At 54.3% G+C, this 16685-nt stretch carries 16 protein-coding genes; 9 read left to right on the top strand and 7 right to left on the bottom strand.

Annotation, left to right across the window (positions count from 1 at the left end; translation table 11 throughout):
- Positions 1-57: 57 nt before the first annotated feature.
- Complete coding sequence (locus tag KF784_11135; protein MBX3119610.1) at positions 58-972, bottom strand: hypothetical protein; 915 nt, start codon at positions 970-972, stop codon at positions 58-60.
- A gap of 128 nt (positions 973-1100) precedes the next feature.
- Between KF784_11135 and KF784_11140 the strand changes: the two genes are divergently transcribed.
- Together KF784_11140 and KF784_11145 are read left to right on the top strand one after the other, a co-directional pair.
- Entirely contained in the window at positions 1101-2153 is a 1053-nt protein-coding gene (locus KF784_11140; GenBank protein ID MBX3119611.1) for a M42 family metallopeptidase, read from the top strand.
- 50 nt (positions 2154-2203) lie between these two features.
- Positions 2204-2725, top strand: a complete 522-nt coding sequence (locus KF784_11145) for a CD225/dispanin family protein (GenBank protein ID MBX3119612.1) — start codon at positions 2204-2206, stop codon at positions 2723-2725.
- A gap of 6 nt (positions 2726-2731) precedes the next feature.
- On the opposite strand, the gene topA is transcribed toward KF784_11145, so the two are convergent.
- Positions 2732-5452, bottom strand: a complete 2721-nt coding sequence (gene topA, locus KF784_11150) for a type I DNA topoisomerase (protein ID MBX3119613.1) — start codon at positions 5450-5452, stop codon at positions 2732-2734.
- A 314-nt stretch (positions 5453-5766) separates the two neighbouring features.
- On the opposite strand from topA, the gene KF784_11155 reads away from it, so the two are divergent.
- The 4 genes from KF784_11155 to raiA are packed head-to-tail and all read left to right on the top strand — an operon-like array spanning position 5767 to position 10305.
- Positions 5767-7185 (top strand): lasso peptide biosynthesis protein, encoded by a 1419-nt coding sequence (locus KF784_11155; GenBank protein ID MBX3119614.1) that lies wholly within the window; start codon positions 5767-5769, stop codon positions 7183-7185.
- A 21-nt stretch (positions 7186-7206) separates the two neighbouring features.
- A complete protein-coding gene (locus KF784_11160; protein MBX3119615.1) occupies positions 7207-8598 on the top strand; it encodes a TRAM domain-containing protein in 1392 nt (463 codons plus the stop codon).
- 31 nt (positions 8599-8629) lie between these two features.
- On the top strand, positions 8630-9754 hold the full coding sequence (gene ispD / locus KF784_11165; GenBank protein MBX3119616.1) for a 2-C-methyl-D-erythritol 4-phosphate cytidylyltransferase: 1125 nt from the start codon (positions 8630-8632) through the stop codon (positions 9752-9754).
- Positions 9755-9774: 20 nt separating this feature from the next.
- The gene (gene raiA, locus KF784_11170; protein MBX3119617.1) at positions 9775-10305 is read left to right on the top strand and encodes a ribosome-associated translation inhibitor RaiA; all 531 of its coding nucleotides are present in this window, start codon (positions 9775-9777) and stop codon (positions 10303-10305) included.
- Between the two features lie 57 nt (positions 10306-10362).
- On the opposite strand, the gene KF784_11175 is transcribed toward raiA, so the two are convergent.
- The 5 genes from KF784_11175 to KF784_11195 all read right to left on the bottom strand — a co-directional run bounded on the left by KF784_11175 (position 10363) and on the right by KF784_11195 (position 14197).
- Entirely contained in the window at positions 10363-10659 is a 297-nt protein-coding gene (locus KF784_11175) for a hypothetical protein (protein ID MBX3119618.1), read from the bottom strand.
- Between the two features lie 331 nt (positions 10660-10990).
- Complete coding sequence (locus tag KF784_11180; protein MBX3119619.1) at positions 10991-11647, bottom strand: ComF family protein; 657 nt, start codon at positions 11645-11647, stop codon at positions 10991-10993.
- Complete coding sequence (locus KF784_11185; protein MBX3119620.1) at positions 11610-12110, bottom strand: DUF1854 domain-containing protein; 501 nt, start codon at positions 12108-12110, stop codon at positions 11610-11612. Before KF784_11185 ends, KF784_11180 begins: the two co-directional genes overlap by 38 nt.
- Before the next feature lie 74 nt (positions 12111-12184).
- Positions 12185-12706, bottom strand: a complete 522-nt coding sequence (locus KF784_11190; GenBank protein ID MBX3119621.1) for a glutathione peroxidase — start codon at positions 12704-12706, stop codon at positions 12185-12187.
- Between the two features lie 96 nt (positions 12707-12802).
- Positions 12803-14197 (bottom strand): Sapep family Mn(2+)-dependent dipeptidase, encoded by a 1395-nt coding sequence (locus KF784_11195; GenBank protein MBX3119622.1) that lies wholly within the window; start codon positions 14195-14197, stop codon positions 12803-12805.
- A gap of 71 nt (positions 14198-14268) precedes the next feature.
- On the opposite strand from KF784_11195, the gene KF784_11200 reads away from it, so the two are divergent.
- The 3 genes from KF784_11200 to KF784_11210 all read left to right on the top strand — a co-directional run bounded on the left by KF784_11200 (position 14269) and on the right by KF784_11210 (position 16653).
- Entirely contained in the window at positions 14269-14712 is a 444-nt protein-coding gene (locus KF784_11200; protein ID MBX3119623.1) for a hypothetical protein, read from the top strand.
- Between the two features lie 248 nt (positions 14713-14960).
- On the top strand, positions 14961-16127 hold the full coding sequence (gene galK / locus KF784_11205) for a galactokinase (GenBank protein MBX3119624.1): 1167 nt from the start codon (positions 14961-14963) through the stop codon (positions 16125-16127).
- Positions 16128-16386: 259 nt separating this feature from the next.
- Positions 16387-16653 carry a response regulator transcription factor gene (locus tag KF784_11210; protein MBX3119625.1) on the top strand — a complete coding sequence of 89 codons (267 nt, stop codon included), beginning with the start codon at positions 16387-16389 and terminating at the stop codon, positions 16651-16653.
- Positions 16654-16685 lie beyond the last annotated feature (32 nt).

Consider the following 16685-nt stretch of genomic DNA (forward strand, 5'->3'; position numbering starts at 1 on the left):
TTTTTTGGAGCATTGTCCCGATTGACGATCGCGGCATCTGCGTCGTCATCGTAGAGGCTAACTCAACTTCGTAAGGTCGAAAAGTTTAGCCGTGCCGTCATCGCACCCAACGGCGAGCGCCGTGCCGTCTTCGGAGGCGCTGATGCAGATCGTTCGACGGTCACCAAGTTCACACTGGGCGATCGGATTGCCTGTGTAATCGTACAGCCTAATTCGGTGCTCTTCCGACACCGCCAAGAGCTTGCGGAGTCCGGTAAAGGCCATACACGGAAGACCAATCCCGACGGGAATTCGGGCGATTGGAGAACCGGTATCCAGGGCCCAAATGGTCACACTGTCGAAGGTTCGGGTGGCGCAAAGACCATCCGATGCGGAGCCGGCAAATCCAAAAATCCTCTCCCCTGTGTGGAGCTTGCCCACCTTGGCTTGAGTCTGTGGGTCCCAGATCGTGACGGAGAAACCGTCAGTACCGATGATCGCATCGTCGCGATGAAGTTGGATGAGCTTGGTTGGGACGTCGTTATCGTGAAACCTGAATAGACGCTTTCCATCGGGTGTCCAAATCTCCATTGCCCCGTCGTCGAATGCGGCGACAAGATTGCCGTCATCGCGGATCATCATTGACACAGGCGAGGTGATGAGGAAGCAGAAGGCATAAGGAGGAGCATAGATCCATCTCCGAACTCCTGTCTCCAGGTCGAGAGCGTGCAAACGTCCGCCAGCGGCGACGTAGAGCATATTGCGCATGTCGTCGATGGCAATGGAGCGAACTCGGTCGATTCCCCAAAGCCGCTCAAGCAGGCTCCTAAAGTTGAGGCGATAATGCACCTTCCCTGCCTTCCAAACCACGACGTTGTGCTCGACATCGGCAGTTACCAAGAACTCGCCTTTTTGAGAGAAGACCACATGGCTGAGCGGGCAGTCGTGGGCGTTCAGTTGATTAAAGATGGACAAGGAAGTGGTTTGCAACATTTCAATCTCTTAAGTGCTGATACGCACAGGTCTGTGTAGCCGGTTTCACCTTAAGGTCTGATCTACAACTTATCTGACGCTTTTTGGTGGAGCGCAAGTTTCCACGGGTCGGTTAAACTGGCAACGCAATGAATGAACCGTTACTGAAGCGCCTTACGGAGGCACACGGCGTCCCCGGCCAAGAAGACCTTATTCGCGAGATCGTCAAAGAGGAGCTCAATGGACTTGTCGAGTTCTCTAGTGACCCCATGGGGAATCTCATATGTCTTAAGCGTGGCTCTGGCCCCGAGCCTCGGAAGAAGCTCATGCTTGCGGCGCATATGGATGAGATCGGCTTCGTCGTGAAGTTCATTGACGATAAAGGCTTTCTGCGTTTGCATACACTCGGAGGTTGGGACCCTCGACAGATGGCAAGCCAGCGTGTTTTCGTGCATACGCCCCAAGGCAAACTCCCAGGAGTCTTGATGGCCGGCGTTAAACCAAAGCACCTCTTATCGGCTGAGGAGGCGGGTAGACCAATCCAAGCCCACCAGTTCTTTGTCGATCTCGGGATGACGGGCGAGGAAGCTAAAACACAGGTTCCCATCGGCACTATGGTGACGATGAACCGAACGTTGCAACGGATGGGCAAGCTCCTGACGTGCAAGGCGATGGATGATCGGGCGGCGGTTTATGTGATGATTGAAGCCCTTCGAAGCGTAGGCCTTCACGACGTCGATATCTACGCGGTTGCAACGACTCAGGAGGAGATTGGTTTGCGCGGTGCCGCGGCAAGTGGTTTTGGCATCGTGCCCGATATCTGCGTCGCGATGGACGTTACTCTTGCAAATGACATCCCGGCCATCCCCGAAGAGGACCACATTACAAAGCTCGGAGAGGGTGCGGCGATCAAGATCATGGACAGCTCTCTGATCTGCTCGCCAAAGATGGTCCAGCACTTCAAGGATGTCGCGGTGAAGCACAACATCAAACACCAAATGGAGCTGCTGACCATGGGTGGCACCGACGCTGGTGGTGTGCAGCGTTTACATGGCGGAGTTCCTTCGTTCACGCTCAGTATTCCAACCCGCTATATCCACACCGTCAACGAGACGGTCCACGAAGATGATGTGGACGCCTGCGTCGCTCTGCTCGCTCGGTATATCGAAGAGGCACACACGCGCAACTACAACTTCGACTAAACCGTTCATAGATAAAGGATTCGTGGGAAGCCTGGGAGAATTAGAAGCGAATGCGTTACTACGTCATTGGGGCTGATGGGAAAAGGTATGGCCCTGTGGATATGGGCCAGCTGCAGCAATGGGTTGGAGAGGGCCGGGTTACACGCACAACGATGGTTGTCGAAGAGGCCAGTGGCGTGCAGTACGCAGCGAATGTTGTTCAGGGGCTTCACTTCTCCCAACCCACTGCTCAACAGCAACCCCAACAATCGCAGCAAGGCGGGCAGTATTACCACAGGCCCGGCTATACGTCTCCCATGTCGGGAGCGCCGCAGTATTCGGGGCCGGTTCCCAACACCGGCCTTTCCATCGGGCTAGCTATCTTTACGATGCTTTGCTGTGGGTGTATGCCCCTAGGAATCGTATCGCTTGTGTATGCGGTCCAAGCGAATTCGGCTGTTAGTCAGGGCAATATTGCCGAGGCGAACCGACTCGACGCGACCTCAAGAACTTGGGCTTATTGGTCGATCGGAGTTGGGGTCGTTAGCGGGATATTCTATGCGATGGCGATGTTTGCTGGCGGGATGATGTAGGAATGCTTAAGCCGACTTCTTACCGCCCTTTGTCTTCGCTTTAGAACCGGCGCTCTTGCCCTTGGCAGCGGATGCCTTTCCACGTCGGCCTGAGAACTTCTTGGTGCTGGGGCCAGCAGCTGCCTTTGCTTTAAGGAGTTCGAGCGCAGCTTCGGGGGTGATCGTTGCAGGGTCAGTACCCTTTGGCAAAGTTGCGTTGGTTGTACCGTCGGTCACGTACGGACCAAACCGCCCAGCCAACACACGTACAGGTCCGGCAGCACCCTCAAGTGCGCCAAACTCCTGGATCGGTCCGGTCGACGCTTTCGCCCTTCCGAATGTCTTCGGCTGCTTGAGAATCTCAACCGCCTGATCGAGGCTGAGGCTTTGTGCGGCTCGCCAATCTTCAACGTTGCGAATCTCCGCGCCGCATTGGAGGTAGGGTCCAAACTTGCCGATGCGGAAGATGACGGGCTCTTTGGTTTCGGGGTGAAGCCCGATCTGCTTCGGAAGTTCACAAAGATAGGCGAGATCTTCGGGGCTGAGTGTTCTGGGGTCAGTGTTCGGGGGCAGACTAATCCACGTTGGCTTTACCTTTGCTTCAAGCTCTTCGGGAGTCCTCTCCAACTCAAGGTAGTACCCCGTTCTGAACTTGACAAGAAGACGTTTGCCCGACGCGGGATCGACGCCGATGCTCTCAGCTTCCGGCCTCTTCTCATCAAAGAGCGCGAGCGCCTTTTCGATGCTCAGTTCGGCAGGAGAGACATCTTCAGGCACATTCGCGTATCGCTTTTCGTCCCCATCGCCAATCTGTAAGAACGGATCACCGCCCTTTCCAATCCTAACGATAATCGGCTTGCCCGATTCCGGCTCCGCTCCCAAATTATAGTTGGCGAAGGGGATAGTCGTCTTGCGTTCCGACACGGCTTCACGCAACCCAACTTGTCCGTCTGCCCCGAGGAAAAAGCGCTTTAAATAGGTGGGGCCGTCGACTTCGCCTCGAGCGATCTGGTCAAGACGCTCGTCCATTTGCGCCGTAAAGCGCAGGTCCATGAATTCGGCAAAGAAGTTGTCGAGGAGTTCGACGGTCATGAATGCGACAAATGTGGGGATTAGTTCCCTTCCCTTTTTGCGGACGTAGCCACGATCCACGATCACGCTCATGATGGACGCATAGGTTGAGGGACGCCCAATGCCCAACTCTTCCAAGGCTTTGATAAGGGTGGCTTCGGTATACCGGGCTGGCGCTTTGGTTTCATGTCGGAGCGTATCCAGCTTAACGAGCTTGGTTTCGTCGCCCTTGTTTAGTTCCGGAAGGATTCGCTCTTTTTCTTCGATAGCGGCGTCGGCATCGTCCAAATCTTCGACATACGCGAGAAGGAACCCTGGGAAAGTGATCTCCTTGCCGGTTGCTCCAAAAGTCAACTTCCCTGCTGAAGTCGCAACTTCAATCTCGGCGCTTGTGCGCATGACCTCGGCGTTGCGCATTTGGCAAGCGAGGGTTCGTTTGTAGATAAGATCGTAAAGCTTGTAGTGGGATTCGCTCAGAGCCATGAGCTGACTTCGGAGCGATTCAGCCGTGCGGTGGATGTCTGTCGGGCGAATTGCTTCGTGAGCTTCTTGGGCATTGGCGACCTTGGACTCGTAGCGGTTCGGCTTTGCGGGGATGAACTTCTCGCCAAACTTATTCTCAATCTCGGTGCGAATCTCTCGGACTGCCTGCTCCGCGAGTGACAGCGAGTCGGTACGCATGTAGGTGATAAGGCCGACGCGCTCGCCACCACCGATATCGACACCCTCATAAAGGTCTTGAGCGATCCTCATCGTGCGATCGGCGCTCATCCCAAACTTTCGGTTCGCTTCCTGCTGAAGCGTTGTTGTGCGGAAGGGCGCTGGGGGCTTCTCGATGCCGGGGTTCTTCTCGACCGAAGTTACGGTCCACGGCTTTGCCTCTCGGGCTGCTTCGGCGAGACGTCCTGTCTCCTCTTCGTTGAGCAGTCTTACGTTTTTGCCCACGAGTTGACCGCTTTCGTCGTCGAAATCTTTGCCCTGTGCGATGCGTGTGCCATCGACTTTGCGGAGAATCGCATCGAATCCCTTGTCTCTTGCCGACAGTCCGGCCTTGAGGTCCCAATAGACCGAGACCTTGAAATCGCGACGCCGCTTCTCACGCTCAACGATCAGCTTGACGGCGGGGCTTTGAACCCTTCCCGCGCTAAGCTCCTTGGCAACCTTCGACCAGAGCACAGGGGACAGCGTGTAGCCATACAAGCGGTCGAGAATACGCCGCGCCTCCTGTGCCTCGACAAGTTGACTGTCGATCTGACGTGGATGCTGGAGAGCTTCTTGGATTGCCTCACGGGTGATCTCGTGGAAAGCAATACGGCTGACCTTGACTTTGGAACTGGGCTTTAGAATCTCAAGCAAGTGCCAGCTTATCGACTCGCCTTCGCGGTCTTCGTCTGTAGCGAGGATAAGCTCGTCAGCTCCTTTAAGGGCGCTCTTCAAGCTGTCAATCGTCTTTTGCTTGCCCGACGACACTTGGTAGAACGGCTCAAAGTTGTTATCGACATCGACGGCGTAGTCGGCCCACCACTTCTTCTGATGCTCGGTAGGAAGGCCCTTCCTGTTATCGGGGAGATCGCGGACATGGCCAAGGCTCGCCTGGACGACGTAATCGCTGCCCAAGAAGCGACTGATAGTTTTGGCTTTGGCTGGCGATTCGACGATAACAAGCTTCTTTGGCATTCCATGCTCTCCTGCGTGAGTCAGACGATGACCATGATCGATTGCGTTCCGTCAGGTCGAAAATTCCCCAAAATTGATTGTGCGATCAGAGTGAGGCCGCTCGCGATGCTACCGGCGACGATGGCAAGGTTTCAATGATTCGCGCACCCATCCTAGCAAAGATTGGGCATTTTTCCGCGGACAAGTAAGTTTTGCCGGGCATAAGGGCGTTCGTCCATTACACTATATACGGCATCGAACTGCAAAAATGCCCACTGCCACTGGTATGGCGGCGCTTCGTGACGTCCTATCAGTGGCGGTTTTTGGATATTAGAATGAATTCGAACCGATTTCTCAGATCAATCCTCATCTTGTCAGCCTTTTGCCTGAGCTTGTCTGGCTTCGCGCAAGAGGCGTATCTTGGCCTTTTCTTGCAGGGCTCCAAGATCGGATACGTCCACTCCAAGGTGGATGAGGACACATCTACGGGAAAGAAGATGAATCGCGCCACTTCGGAGACGATGATCGACATGTCGATGCTCGGTACCCCTCTGAACATGCGGATTCTCACCTACACGCTTTCCGACCAGGCGGGCAAGCCGCTGGTGATGAAGTTCACGACGATCAGCGCGGGTCGGTCACAGAATGTCGAGGCAAACTTTATCGGAAATCAGATCCGGGTCGTCGTCGATAATAACGGCGAAAGATCAAACAAAGTTTTGGAGATCCCCAAAGGCGGCGTTGTCGTGGACGATCCTGTTTCCGCACTGCTGACCGATCAGGTTAAGCCGGGTGCAAAAGCTGAGTTTTACGTACTCGACACAACTGCGATCAGCCTGATCAAGAACAGTGTCGAGATTGTTGGACCCGCAACCGTGGATGTGCGGGGAAAGAGCCGTCAAGCAACGCTCGTGAAAGTGATCGATCCCCGAGCGACGATGAGTGTCTATCTCGACTCCAAGAATGAAGTCATCAAGATCGACGCTATGGCGGGGATTGAGATGATCCCTGTCACCAAAGAGGAAGCCCTTGCCGAGGTAAAGCCGGGATCAATTGATCTTGCCGAAGCGACCAGCCTTCGCCCGAACAAACCGCTCAGCAGCATCAACACAATCAAAAGCTTGTCTCTAAAGATCAGTGGCCCGGATATGAGTCGGGTACCGACGACAGATCATCAAACCGTGAAGGGTTCGGCAAAAACATGGCAGATCGCGATTCACCCCGTTGAGGTGAACACAAAGACGACGATCGCTCAAGCAGCCAAGCAGCAGCCAAACTGGCTCAAACCGGGCTTGCACATACCATCAGACCAGCAGTCGTTTAAGGCCTTGGCGAAGCAGATCATTGGCGATTCAAAGACCGTTGCCGACGCATCCTCAAAGATTCGCAAGTACGTGAGCGACCAGATGACGCCCAATGCAGGAATCGGCGTGTTGAGAGACGCGAACGAAATCTTGAAGACGAAAGAGGGTGTATGTCGAGACTATGCCATTTTGTCGGCAACACTCCTTCGAGCGGCGGGAATCCCAACGCGCGTGTGCAGCGGCCTCGTGTACCAAGACGGCACATACTACTATCATGCTTGGGACGAAGTTTGGGACGGAGCGAAGTGGTTTGGAGTCGATTCGACACGTCCCGACGGGCGAGTAAGAGCAGGACATCTGACCCTGGCAAAGGGCACGGTTGAAGACGCATTCTTGTTTACGTTCCTGGATAAGGCTACTATAGAGGTGGTCGACATCGTTCGACGTTAGTGATAAAGGGGAGTGATGAAAGTGGGTCGTAAACGAAATCTGTTTCCGATAATCATGGCGCTGTTCTTCGGCGCTCTGTTCGCGTATCAAACCCCGCACGTCCTCAAGACGATTTACGAACTGTCGTATTCATTCCAGGAATCCGCCACGCCAGCGACCTCCCCAAAACTTGAACCCCAAGTGAGCGATGAAGGCAGTGATCCAAAAAGTAGAACGGGATCAAGCAAAAGCGAGCCTACAGCAACAGAAACGAACACTGCTTCCGGCAATCAAGGCACTGAGGGTTCGGAAGGTGCTCTGACGGCAAAGCCGGACGAGACTCCGAAGAGCGGCGAGCCTAAAGACCCTGTAAAGGACCCGCCAGAAAAACGTCAGACGAAGATTACGAACGACACAAAGACGACCGATCCCGAGCTTCGCAATTACGACTTTGCGACAGCCCCGAATATCCTTGCCGGTGGACTGCTTGGCATCATGTTCGGCCTTGGCCTTGCCCGTGTGCTTCTCGCTTTCAAGGCCCGGATGGACGATTGGTGGGGGGAAATGGAGGGTGGACACCGAGTCAACCTTTTCCTTGGTATCTTTGCCGGTCTAATCGCCTCAATGCCGTTTCTTTTCTTGCTGAATTCGTTGAACCTTGGCGTCTATATCCCTCTCGCTGTGGTTGGGCTCACGCTCGGATTTACATGTCTCGCCGTGTACGCGCTTGGACAGATGGCGGATTTCCTTCCGTGGACTCGAGGCAAGGTCAAGGCTAAGAAGACGGGCATCAAGATTCTCGACACGAACGTTCTCATTGACGGGCGCATTTACGACATCGCTAAGACCGGTTTTGTCGAAGGGCAAATCTATGTGCCTGGGTTCGTACTTGAAGAGCTGCAGTACATTGCAGACAGCCACGATGCTCTTCGACGACAGCGAGGCCGCCGCGGACTTGAGATTCTAAAGCGGCTGCAGGCCGACTTCCCAACTGAGATTCGGACGCACGACAAGTTTGCCGAGGATCAAGGCGACGGGGTCGATTCTCGGCTCGTACGGCTTGCGCGGGCCATCGGCGGTGATATTGTCACCAACGATTGGAATCTGAATCGAGTGGCAAGCGTGCAAGAAGTGCAGGTGCTGAATATCAACGACCTCGCGCTTTCCCTCAAACCCAACATCCTCCCGGGTGAGACGCTGACAATCAATGTAGCCCGTGAAGGCAGCCAGTTTGGGCAAGGTGTGGGCTACCTCGACGATGGTACGATGGTCGTTGTAGAGAATGGTCGCAATCACATCGGTGAGACGGTCGATACTTCGGTGACTCAGGTCATACAAACCGAGCGTGGAAAGATGATCTTTGCCGAGATCGACTCCGAAGAAGAAAACCCCGATGGGCCGCGTCGCCGGACACCAGGCCGACGCCATTTTTAGAGAGCATTCCTGAGTATCCTGTAGACGTTCTATGACCGTCTATGCCGCCATTCTTGCCGCTGGTCGAGGTACGCGCTTTGGTGCGGACAAGACCATGCTTAATCTTGGCGGAAAGCCAGTTTGGAGATGGTCATTCGATACCTTTTGTGCCCACCCCGACCTTCATGGCGTAGGCATCGTGAGTGCGCCTGAGAATGTCGAGTCTTTGCACTCAGCAGCCCCCGATGCGGCTTTTGTCGTGCCAGGAGGTGAAACTCGCCAAGCCAGCGCGCAGGCAGCCCTTACCGCTGTGTCCGGGAAGGCAGACATCCTGCTTTTGCATGATGCGGCAAGGCCGTTCGTTACCTACGAAGTTATCAGCAGGGTCATTGAGGCCGTAAAGGTCAGTGGTTCCTCTGCGCCCGCCATCCTGGTCACCGACACGATCAAACAAGCGAACGGAGATTCTTGGCAAACGCTTGACCGCTCAATGCTTCGTGCAATGCAGACCCCTCAGGGCGCAAAGGTGGATTTACTTACTCGAGCCCATCAAGAGGCCACGACCGAATTTACCGACGACCTGGCGATGCTTGAAGCGATTGGGGTAAGCCCTGTCTTGGTGGAAGGCGACGCCAGGAACTTCAAGATCACGACTCCCGACGATTGGGCACATGCTCAAGCTTTGGCTGGCCCGCGCGAAACACGCACGGGGATTGGTTACGACATTCACCCCTTCACCCAGGATGTCGAGAAGGAGTTATGGCTGGGTGGAGTGCTCTTCCCGAATCACCGGGCGCTTGAGGGTCATTCCGATGCCGACGCGATCATTCACGCGGCCGTTGACGCCCTCCTTGGAGCGGCAGCTTTGGGAGATATCGGACAGCATTTTCCCAACTCAGATGTCCGCTGGAGAGGAGAACCTTCAAAAACCTTCTTGGCATATGCCGCCAAATTGTTGTTAGATAAAGGATGGACGGTCATTCACATGGATATCGCCGTCATAGCCGAGACTCCAAAAATCGGCCCGAGGGTTTCCGAGATGTGCTCCGCTCTTGCGGAGGCGATGGGCGTCGAGCGCGATCGGGTTTCCATCAAAGCAACAACCAACGAGCGGCTTGGTTCGCTAGGCCGCGGCGAGGGAATCGCAGCGCATGCCGTTGCGACGATCTCCAGATAACCTAAGGAGGTGTTCCATCTGTGGAACTATTAGTCAGGAATGCAGAAGGCAATCTTAGCCTTCACGACCGAGAATACGCAGCCAAAAAGCTGTCGAAACTCGAACGTCACTTTAGCAAAGCCCAAAAGGTGGAAATGGTTCACCGCGAAGACAAGAGCGGGCACACCTTGGAGGTGACAGTCTTCGCCGACGGACTGATGGTTCGTGGCGAAGAGCACGACGAGAGCATTCAAGCGGCTATCGACAAGCTCAGCAGCAAACTTGAGACGCGCATGCGACGGCTCAAAGGGCGGATACAAGACCGCCATCGCTCAAGGGGGCACTACGTCGCACCTTCGACAGGACTTGAAGCCGATCTCGAAGAGCCCGCGCCACCACCTTTCGATATCCGACGCTTCCCTATCAAGCCCATGAACCGAGAGGAAGCGATTTTGGAGTACGAACTGATGGATTTTCCGCTTTTCGTGTTTCGAAACCAAGACACGAACGGCATTGAGGTTTTGTACAAACGAAAGAATGGGCGTTACGGTTTGATGCAGCCGGAGGGGTAAAGGGCGGTACTCGTACGGCTATGTGGTATCGGCGATCTCACGTGGGGTCGCCGATACTCAAACCTCCCAATCCAGATCACCGTTCTCGGCGGCCTTTGCCTCTTCATAAGGGACGCCGACACGCCTGTAGAACTCTGAGCTTATGTTTGAAAAGACGCCACTGAAAAGGGCGAGTGTGGAGTAGCGCAGCCCACCAAACCGGTTCTTAATAATTCTCAACACCAACCGCGTGCAGGAGTAATTGACCAGTCCAGCGCTGTCCTCCGGGGACTGGCAAAGACCGCAAATCTCATCAGCAAGACGGTCGATATGGGGGTCCAAGGCTTGGCGTTGTTCGGGCTTGATGTAGGGCATGGTCACTCTCCGGGCCGGATTATGGCTCACACAGAAGCGATTCAGAGTCTATATGGCGGTGCCTTAACACAACCGAATTCTTGCATTGACGGTACTTGGGCAGACCGATGGGCGGCAAGACTGAGCCGAGATTGAGGAGGGCATAAAAATGCCTCCGCCGGTTGTAGGCGGAGGCTACTCATCTCCCCATTTTTTGCAGTAGCAGGAAGTCCCTTCCCGTGTTTCGAGGTCAGAGATCGGGAATTTAAGGTTTCATCCTTGCCATCGTCATTTTAGAACAAATGAAGCCTCGATGCAACATTTTTTACAAAACAATTAATAACAATTGAGTTTAAGCGCCTGCGCAGAATGTCAGGCTGACGACTTCGGAGGCACCCGCGCTTTTGAGAACTCGGGCACATTCTCGGGCGGTGTGCCCTGTCGTAAAAACATCGTCAACGAGGAGAACCGCCTTTCCCTCAAACTCACCGTGCGCGACAAACGCATTGCGGATATTCTCTCTGCGTTGAGCCGGTGTTAGGTTCACTTGGGCGGCTGTGGCACGGACCCGCCGGAGCAGCTTATGACTGGCGATTGGCGATTCTATAGCGCGGCAAAGGAGTTCCGACTGATTGAATCCACGCTCAAAGCGCCGCGTCCAATGGATCGGAACTGGCACAACACATTCGAAGTCATCAAACCCAAATCGTGAGTAGGCATCGGCGATCAATTCCGACATCGGCTTCGCAAGTGCGGTGACCCTGTCGTACTTTAATCGCTGAACGGCCTGACGAGCGCGGTCACGATAGCGATACAACGCGATTCGCGCATCCAGGGGATCGTCGCCCCCTAATTTCTGCAAACCCGAATCGTCAATCGGGAAAGCAAGCTGACAGGTCGCGCACATCGCCGGCGTCCCAAGCGTGCCGCAAAGCGCGCATTGCGATGGATACAGAAAATCGGCAACCCATTTACCAGAGCTGTTCCACCAGCTGTCTGCTTCTGACATCCAGCGCCTCCAAATCAGGGATCTCGTAGCGCTTGCCGTCGACGCTCATGATCATCCAGCGCCCAGGCTTTAGCTCATAAGAGCTATCGCGCCAACTCCGAACATAGAATTCGGACATACCCCTCGACGTCAGGACTTTGAAAAGCCACATACCGCCATCTTGGGTAAGAGATTCAACCTTTTCAATTTTGGGAGTGAAATATCGACGGTCGAGAAACTGCTGAACAGCACGACGTGATTCGTCTTCGAGCTCATTCAAGTCTTCAAAGAGACAAACTTCGTCTCCGTTAGCATCATGAACGGAGAAGTGTGTGTTGGGGTGGCTTAGCGGGAAAACGCAGCGTACGCCGCCCATCGGTATGCAGAGGTTGTCCTGCCATATCACACGCAACGCGGGAGACCCTTCGAGGCTGTGAAAAGAAAGGTCAGAGCCCTTGGCGTAACGGAGTTGCGGGCTGGACATGCAAGGATTATGGCATCAGCCAAATAGCTGAGCGATCTTGGGCAGCCTCAATTGACCGCCCATAAATCGGCCTCTCATTTTGCTTCAAGCGCCTTCGCGATGGCCTTCGTCAGCTCAGGAGAATCCGGCTTGACTTGAGGAGCGAAACGGGCAACGACTTTTCCATCGCGTCCGATGAGGAACTTAGCGAAGTTCCACTCGATATCCTTTTTGTTTTCCGTCGAGTTCAGAAGCCACTGATAGAGTGGATGGGTTCCCTCGCCCTTAACGACGATCTTTGAAAACATTGGAAACGAAACGTTGTACTTGCCGGTGCAAAATTCCAGGATTTCTGCGTTCGTCCCGGGCTCTTGTCCACCAAACTCATTTGCCGGAAAGCCGAGGATCTCAAAGCCTTTGGCCTTGTTATCGGTGTAGAGCTTCTGAAGTCCTTCGTATTGCGGTGTCAGTCCGCATTTGCTTGCAACGTTGACGACGAGTAAAACTTGACCCTTATACTTGTCCAGCTTGACGGGCTTGCTGTCGATGCTATCCATCGTGAAATCGTAAACCGTCTTTTCTGGATCGGGGTTGGATTTGGCTTCCTGACTTCCCATTGCCATCGCGGTAAACACTCCAATTCCGAAGATTGATCCTAAAATAATTGCTTTCATGACTGTTGTCCGTCGTACTTTCTATTACACCCGTCGCGGTTAAATTGTCGCAAGTCGGTACAGGATGTGGGCATAGATACGGCTCATTTTGTACAAGTGCTCGACCTTGAGTCGCTCGTCGGTCTCGTGAGCCTTGCCGTCCCCCTCCCAGCCAGTACCGATACTGATGGTATTCGGAAGCATCCTTGCATAGGTTCCGCCGCCCATCACCCCGGGCCGGCGATCTTCGCCCGTCTCAAGCTTGTAAACTTCGCAGATCGCCTTGACCAGTGGACTGTCCACTGGGAAGTAAAGAGACGCGCTGTCGACGAACTCCGTGACCTTGAACCCGTGGGGAGATTCCGCACAGAACTCTTGACAGCGGCTGAGCAGAGTGTCCCCTTGCCAGGTCACCGGGTAGCGAACGTTAACGAGCAAGTGCAGGAGGCCGCTTTCAGAACTCAAGACGCCGAGGTTGCTTGTGAGATCCTTGCTCACATCGTCTCGGTCGTGGATTCCCAGCCCTACTCCGCTGGGATGGCTGGCATACAAAAGAGCTGCATAGTAGGACTCGGTGCTCAGGGGAGAGGTCTCATAAAGGAATCGGAACAGGCGAGTCACAGCGGAATCCCCACTGAACGGGGTGCTGCCGTGAGCAGCTTTTCCAGCGGCTTCGACCTTCAGCACTTCCCCACTTTCCCACGACCACGCAACATTCTTGTCCCATGCGTCGGCGAGTTTTTGCTCGACGAGCTTCTTTTGCGACGCAGCGACCTTGACACGCGCCATCGCGTAATCCGGGACAATGTTTCGGCGCTGGCCACCGGAAGCCTCCAGTATCTGATACTCAGATTCACCGAGAGGGACAGTGATAAAAAGATCGGCGATCCCTTTCTCGGCGTGATAGCAAGGCCACCCGGAGTCAGGCGCGAGTCCAAAGGTGGGATGCTCCTCCCTCTCCCCGTACTTCTTGACGCACTCCATCCCTGACTCTTCGTTGCACCCAAACACAACACGGACTCGGGCATCCAAATCGGGAAAAGTCTGCTCCAACGCACGGGCGGCATAAAGGGCTGCCATCGTTGGTCCTTTATCGTCCTCAGCGCCACGGGCATATATATAGCCTTCGTCGATCTCAGCGCCGAAGGGGGCATGCTTCCAGCCCGGTCCGGTCGGCACGACATCCAAATGACCCAAAACGAGGATCAGCTTCTTGCCTTTTCCAAACTCTCCATACCCGTAGTAGCCTTCTCCGTCCTTGGTGTTCCAACCCCAACTTTTGCAGATCGAGATACCAAAATCGAGGGCGTCGCGGTTCGCCTGTCCGAACGGAGCGTTGGGGAGGGCAGCCTCTTCCAAACTTGGGAATTGGAGCATTTTGACGGTGTCGTCGAGGAGGGCTTGTTGGTTGGAGTTAAGCCAGTCTTGGAGTTTGGCTACTATTGGGTCGGACATCCGAAAAGGTTACCCGTGAACCTCATCATGGGTGGTAATCGTCATTCTAAGGCAGTAGGTAGACACATCAATTGGACGAAGTTGTCTTTCGGTACTCGGTCGGTCGAATCTGTTTGGTCGCATTCATTGTGACTGTGCCCTTGCTTGTTGTCGCTTTGGCCTCGTCTGGGCTTTCGGCGGACGCGATTCTCGCGGGCTGCCTCACGGCTATCGTCGCTGATGTTCTCCTCATCTGGGCCATGACATGCGTCTTTCCAGTTAAGGTTGGGCAGAATGGGATCGCTGGGCAGACCTCTTACGGCACACCTATCCGCTTTTCGTGGGATGAGATCGAAGCTGCTCGTTATATCAATCTCTTAGGACTTCCCTATTGGCTTGTTAAGGCTAAAGATCGAAACGTTCGGATGTGGATTTTGACCCTGTTCGCCAACGAAGTCAGCTTTTCAAGAACAGTGATCGAATACGCGCCAGAAGGTAATCCCTTTCGGGTAGCGCTTGAGAAGAAAAAAGTGTAGCGCCCGTAAGTGAGTTCGGGCGGCTGGTTGAACCCACAGGACGCTACACATACATCATTCCCTGGATAGTGTTCTAAATACCAGGTATTTTTGCGGGGGAATTGAAAAGAGTGGTTGATTCGTGAGCCGTGATCGAGACAGCATAGATACTTCAGTAGCTTCAAGAATATCCGTCATTCACAAAATTCGGCGGATTACCGATTACGGATCACGGATCACACCACCCAAAATCAGCTATCCTCTCTCCCATGCTTTGGGAGTTGGCTCATGCGGAATTCGAGCGTGAATTCGGCGAAGAGCCCGAGATCATCGTGGCCGCTCCAGGTCGCGTCAACCTCATCGGTGAGCATACTGACTACAACGACGGATTCGTCTTTCCAGCCGCTATCGATCGGTACGTCGTCGCCGCGATTGGTCTGACAAAAGGTCCAACAAGGCTTTACTCCACCACAATCGACAAGCGAACCACATTCGACGTCAACCAGCTAAAGAAGGGATCAGTCTATGGATGGGGCGGTTATGTCGCCGGAGTCGCCTGGGCGATGCAGCAAGAGGGCGCTGAAGATTTGCCCAACCTCAATGCTCTTGTCATGAGCGATGTCCCACGCGGGGCTGGTGTGAGCAGCAGCGCCGCAATTGAGCTTGCGTTTGGTGTGGCATGGAACACCTTGGCCCGGCTTGATCTCAATGAGGCGGAGCTTGCCCTAATCGGACAGTTTGCGGAGAACCGCTACGTTGGTCTGAACTGTGGCATCATGGACCAGCTTGCCAGCGCATTAGGAAGGCGCGATCAGGCGATGTTCATCGACACGAAGACCCTCGACATTGAGTATGGCCCTTTGCCGGAAGGCATCCAGATCGTTATTTGCAATACCGGGGCTTCTCGCTCCCTCGCTAGCTCGAAGTACAACGAAAGACGGTCGGAGTGCGAAATGGCAGCCTCTGTGTTGGGAGTCAGAAGCCTCCGCGAAGCTACCATGCAGTCTATCGAGAGGATGAAGGACAAGCTTGGAGACACGGTTTATCGAAGAGCAAAACATGTAATCACCGAGAACCAGCGTTGTCTTGACTTCGTTACCGCCCTTAGGGCAGGAGACAATGAAAAGGTTGGCGAGCTGATGCGTCAGAGCCATATCAGCCTGCGAGACGACTATGAAGTGAGCGGGCCGGAATTGAATGCTATGGCAGAGGAGTGCTGGAAGTCTTCCGAGTGTATTGGCGCACGACTGACGGGCGCTGGTTTTGGCGGAGCTTGTGTCGCCCTTGTGCGCAGCTCGGGAGTCAGCTCGTTCATCAATCAAGTAGAAGCTCGATTCCGCGCCCAATGTCGAACTGAGCCTCAGTTCTTCTCGTGCGAGGCCGCCGATGGAGCCAGGGTGGTCTGGGAACGCGAGCCGGAGCAAGGCCGTAAGTAACAGACCGGGAACCCGGCTGGTAAATTTACGGTCATAACAGACGACAATATGTTTTGGGCGGCTCAAAGAACGCTGTTGTTTTCTTGACGTCTTGGCCCTAACTTAGAGATATTTTTTGGCTTACGCGCCCCATCTCACGCAGGAGAAATTGCCGGGATTAAAACTTTCGGCTAGGTCAATCTCAAATGCCGACGACTTCTGTGGAATGTACTTGGTAGGCGGTAAAAGCATAAATTCAGAGAGGGGTGGGTGAATGCCAATGGCAAGCACAGCAAGAAGCGAGGTCGCAAAAAAGGGCGTAAGGCTAACCAAGCGTGAAATCGAGGTGTTGAGCCTCATTGCGCAAGGTCACAGCAGCAAGGAAGCAGCTGACGTCCTGTTCGTGTCAAAACGAACTGTCGATTTCCACCTGGCGAATATCTACGATAAGCTCCAGGTGAACAACCGAGTTCAGGCCTTCCGCGCGGCAACGCGTTTAGGACTGATTCCGTTTGAGCCTTCGTTCGGGCCAATGCGCACGGACTAAGGTTCATGTTCCCGAAAGATGTTAGACCGTGT

The sequence above is a fragment of the Fimbriimonadaceae bacterium genome, from assembly GCA_019638775.1.
Classification (GTDB): domain Bacteria; phylum Armatimonadota; class Fimbriimonadia; order Fimbriimonadales; family Fimbriimonadaceae; genus JAHBTD01.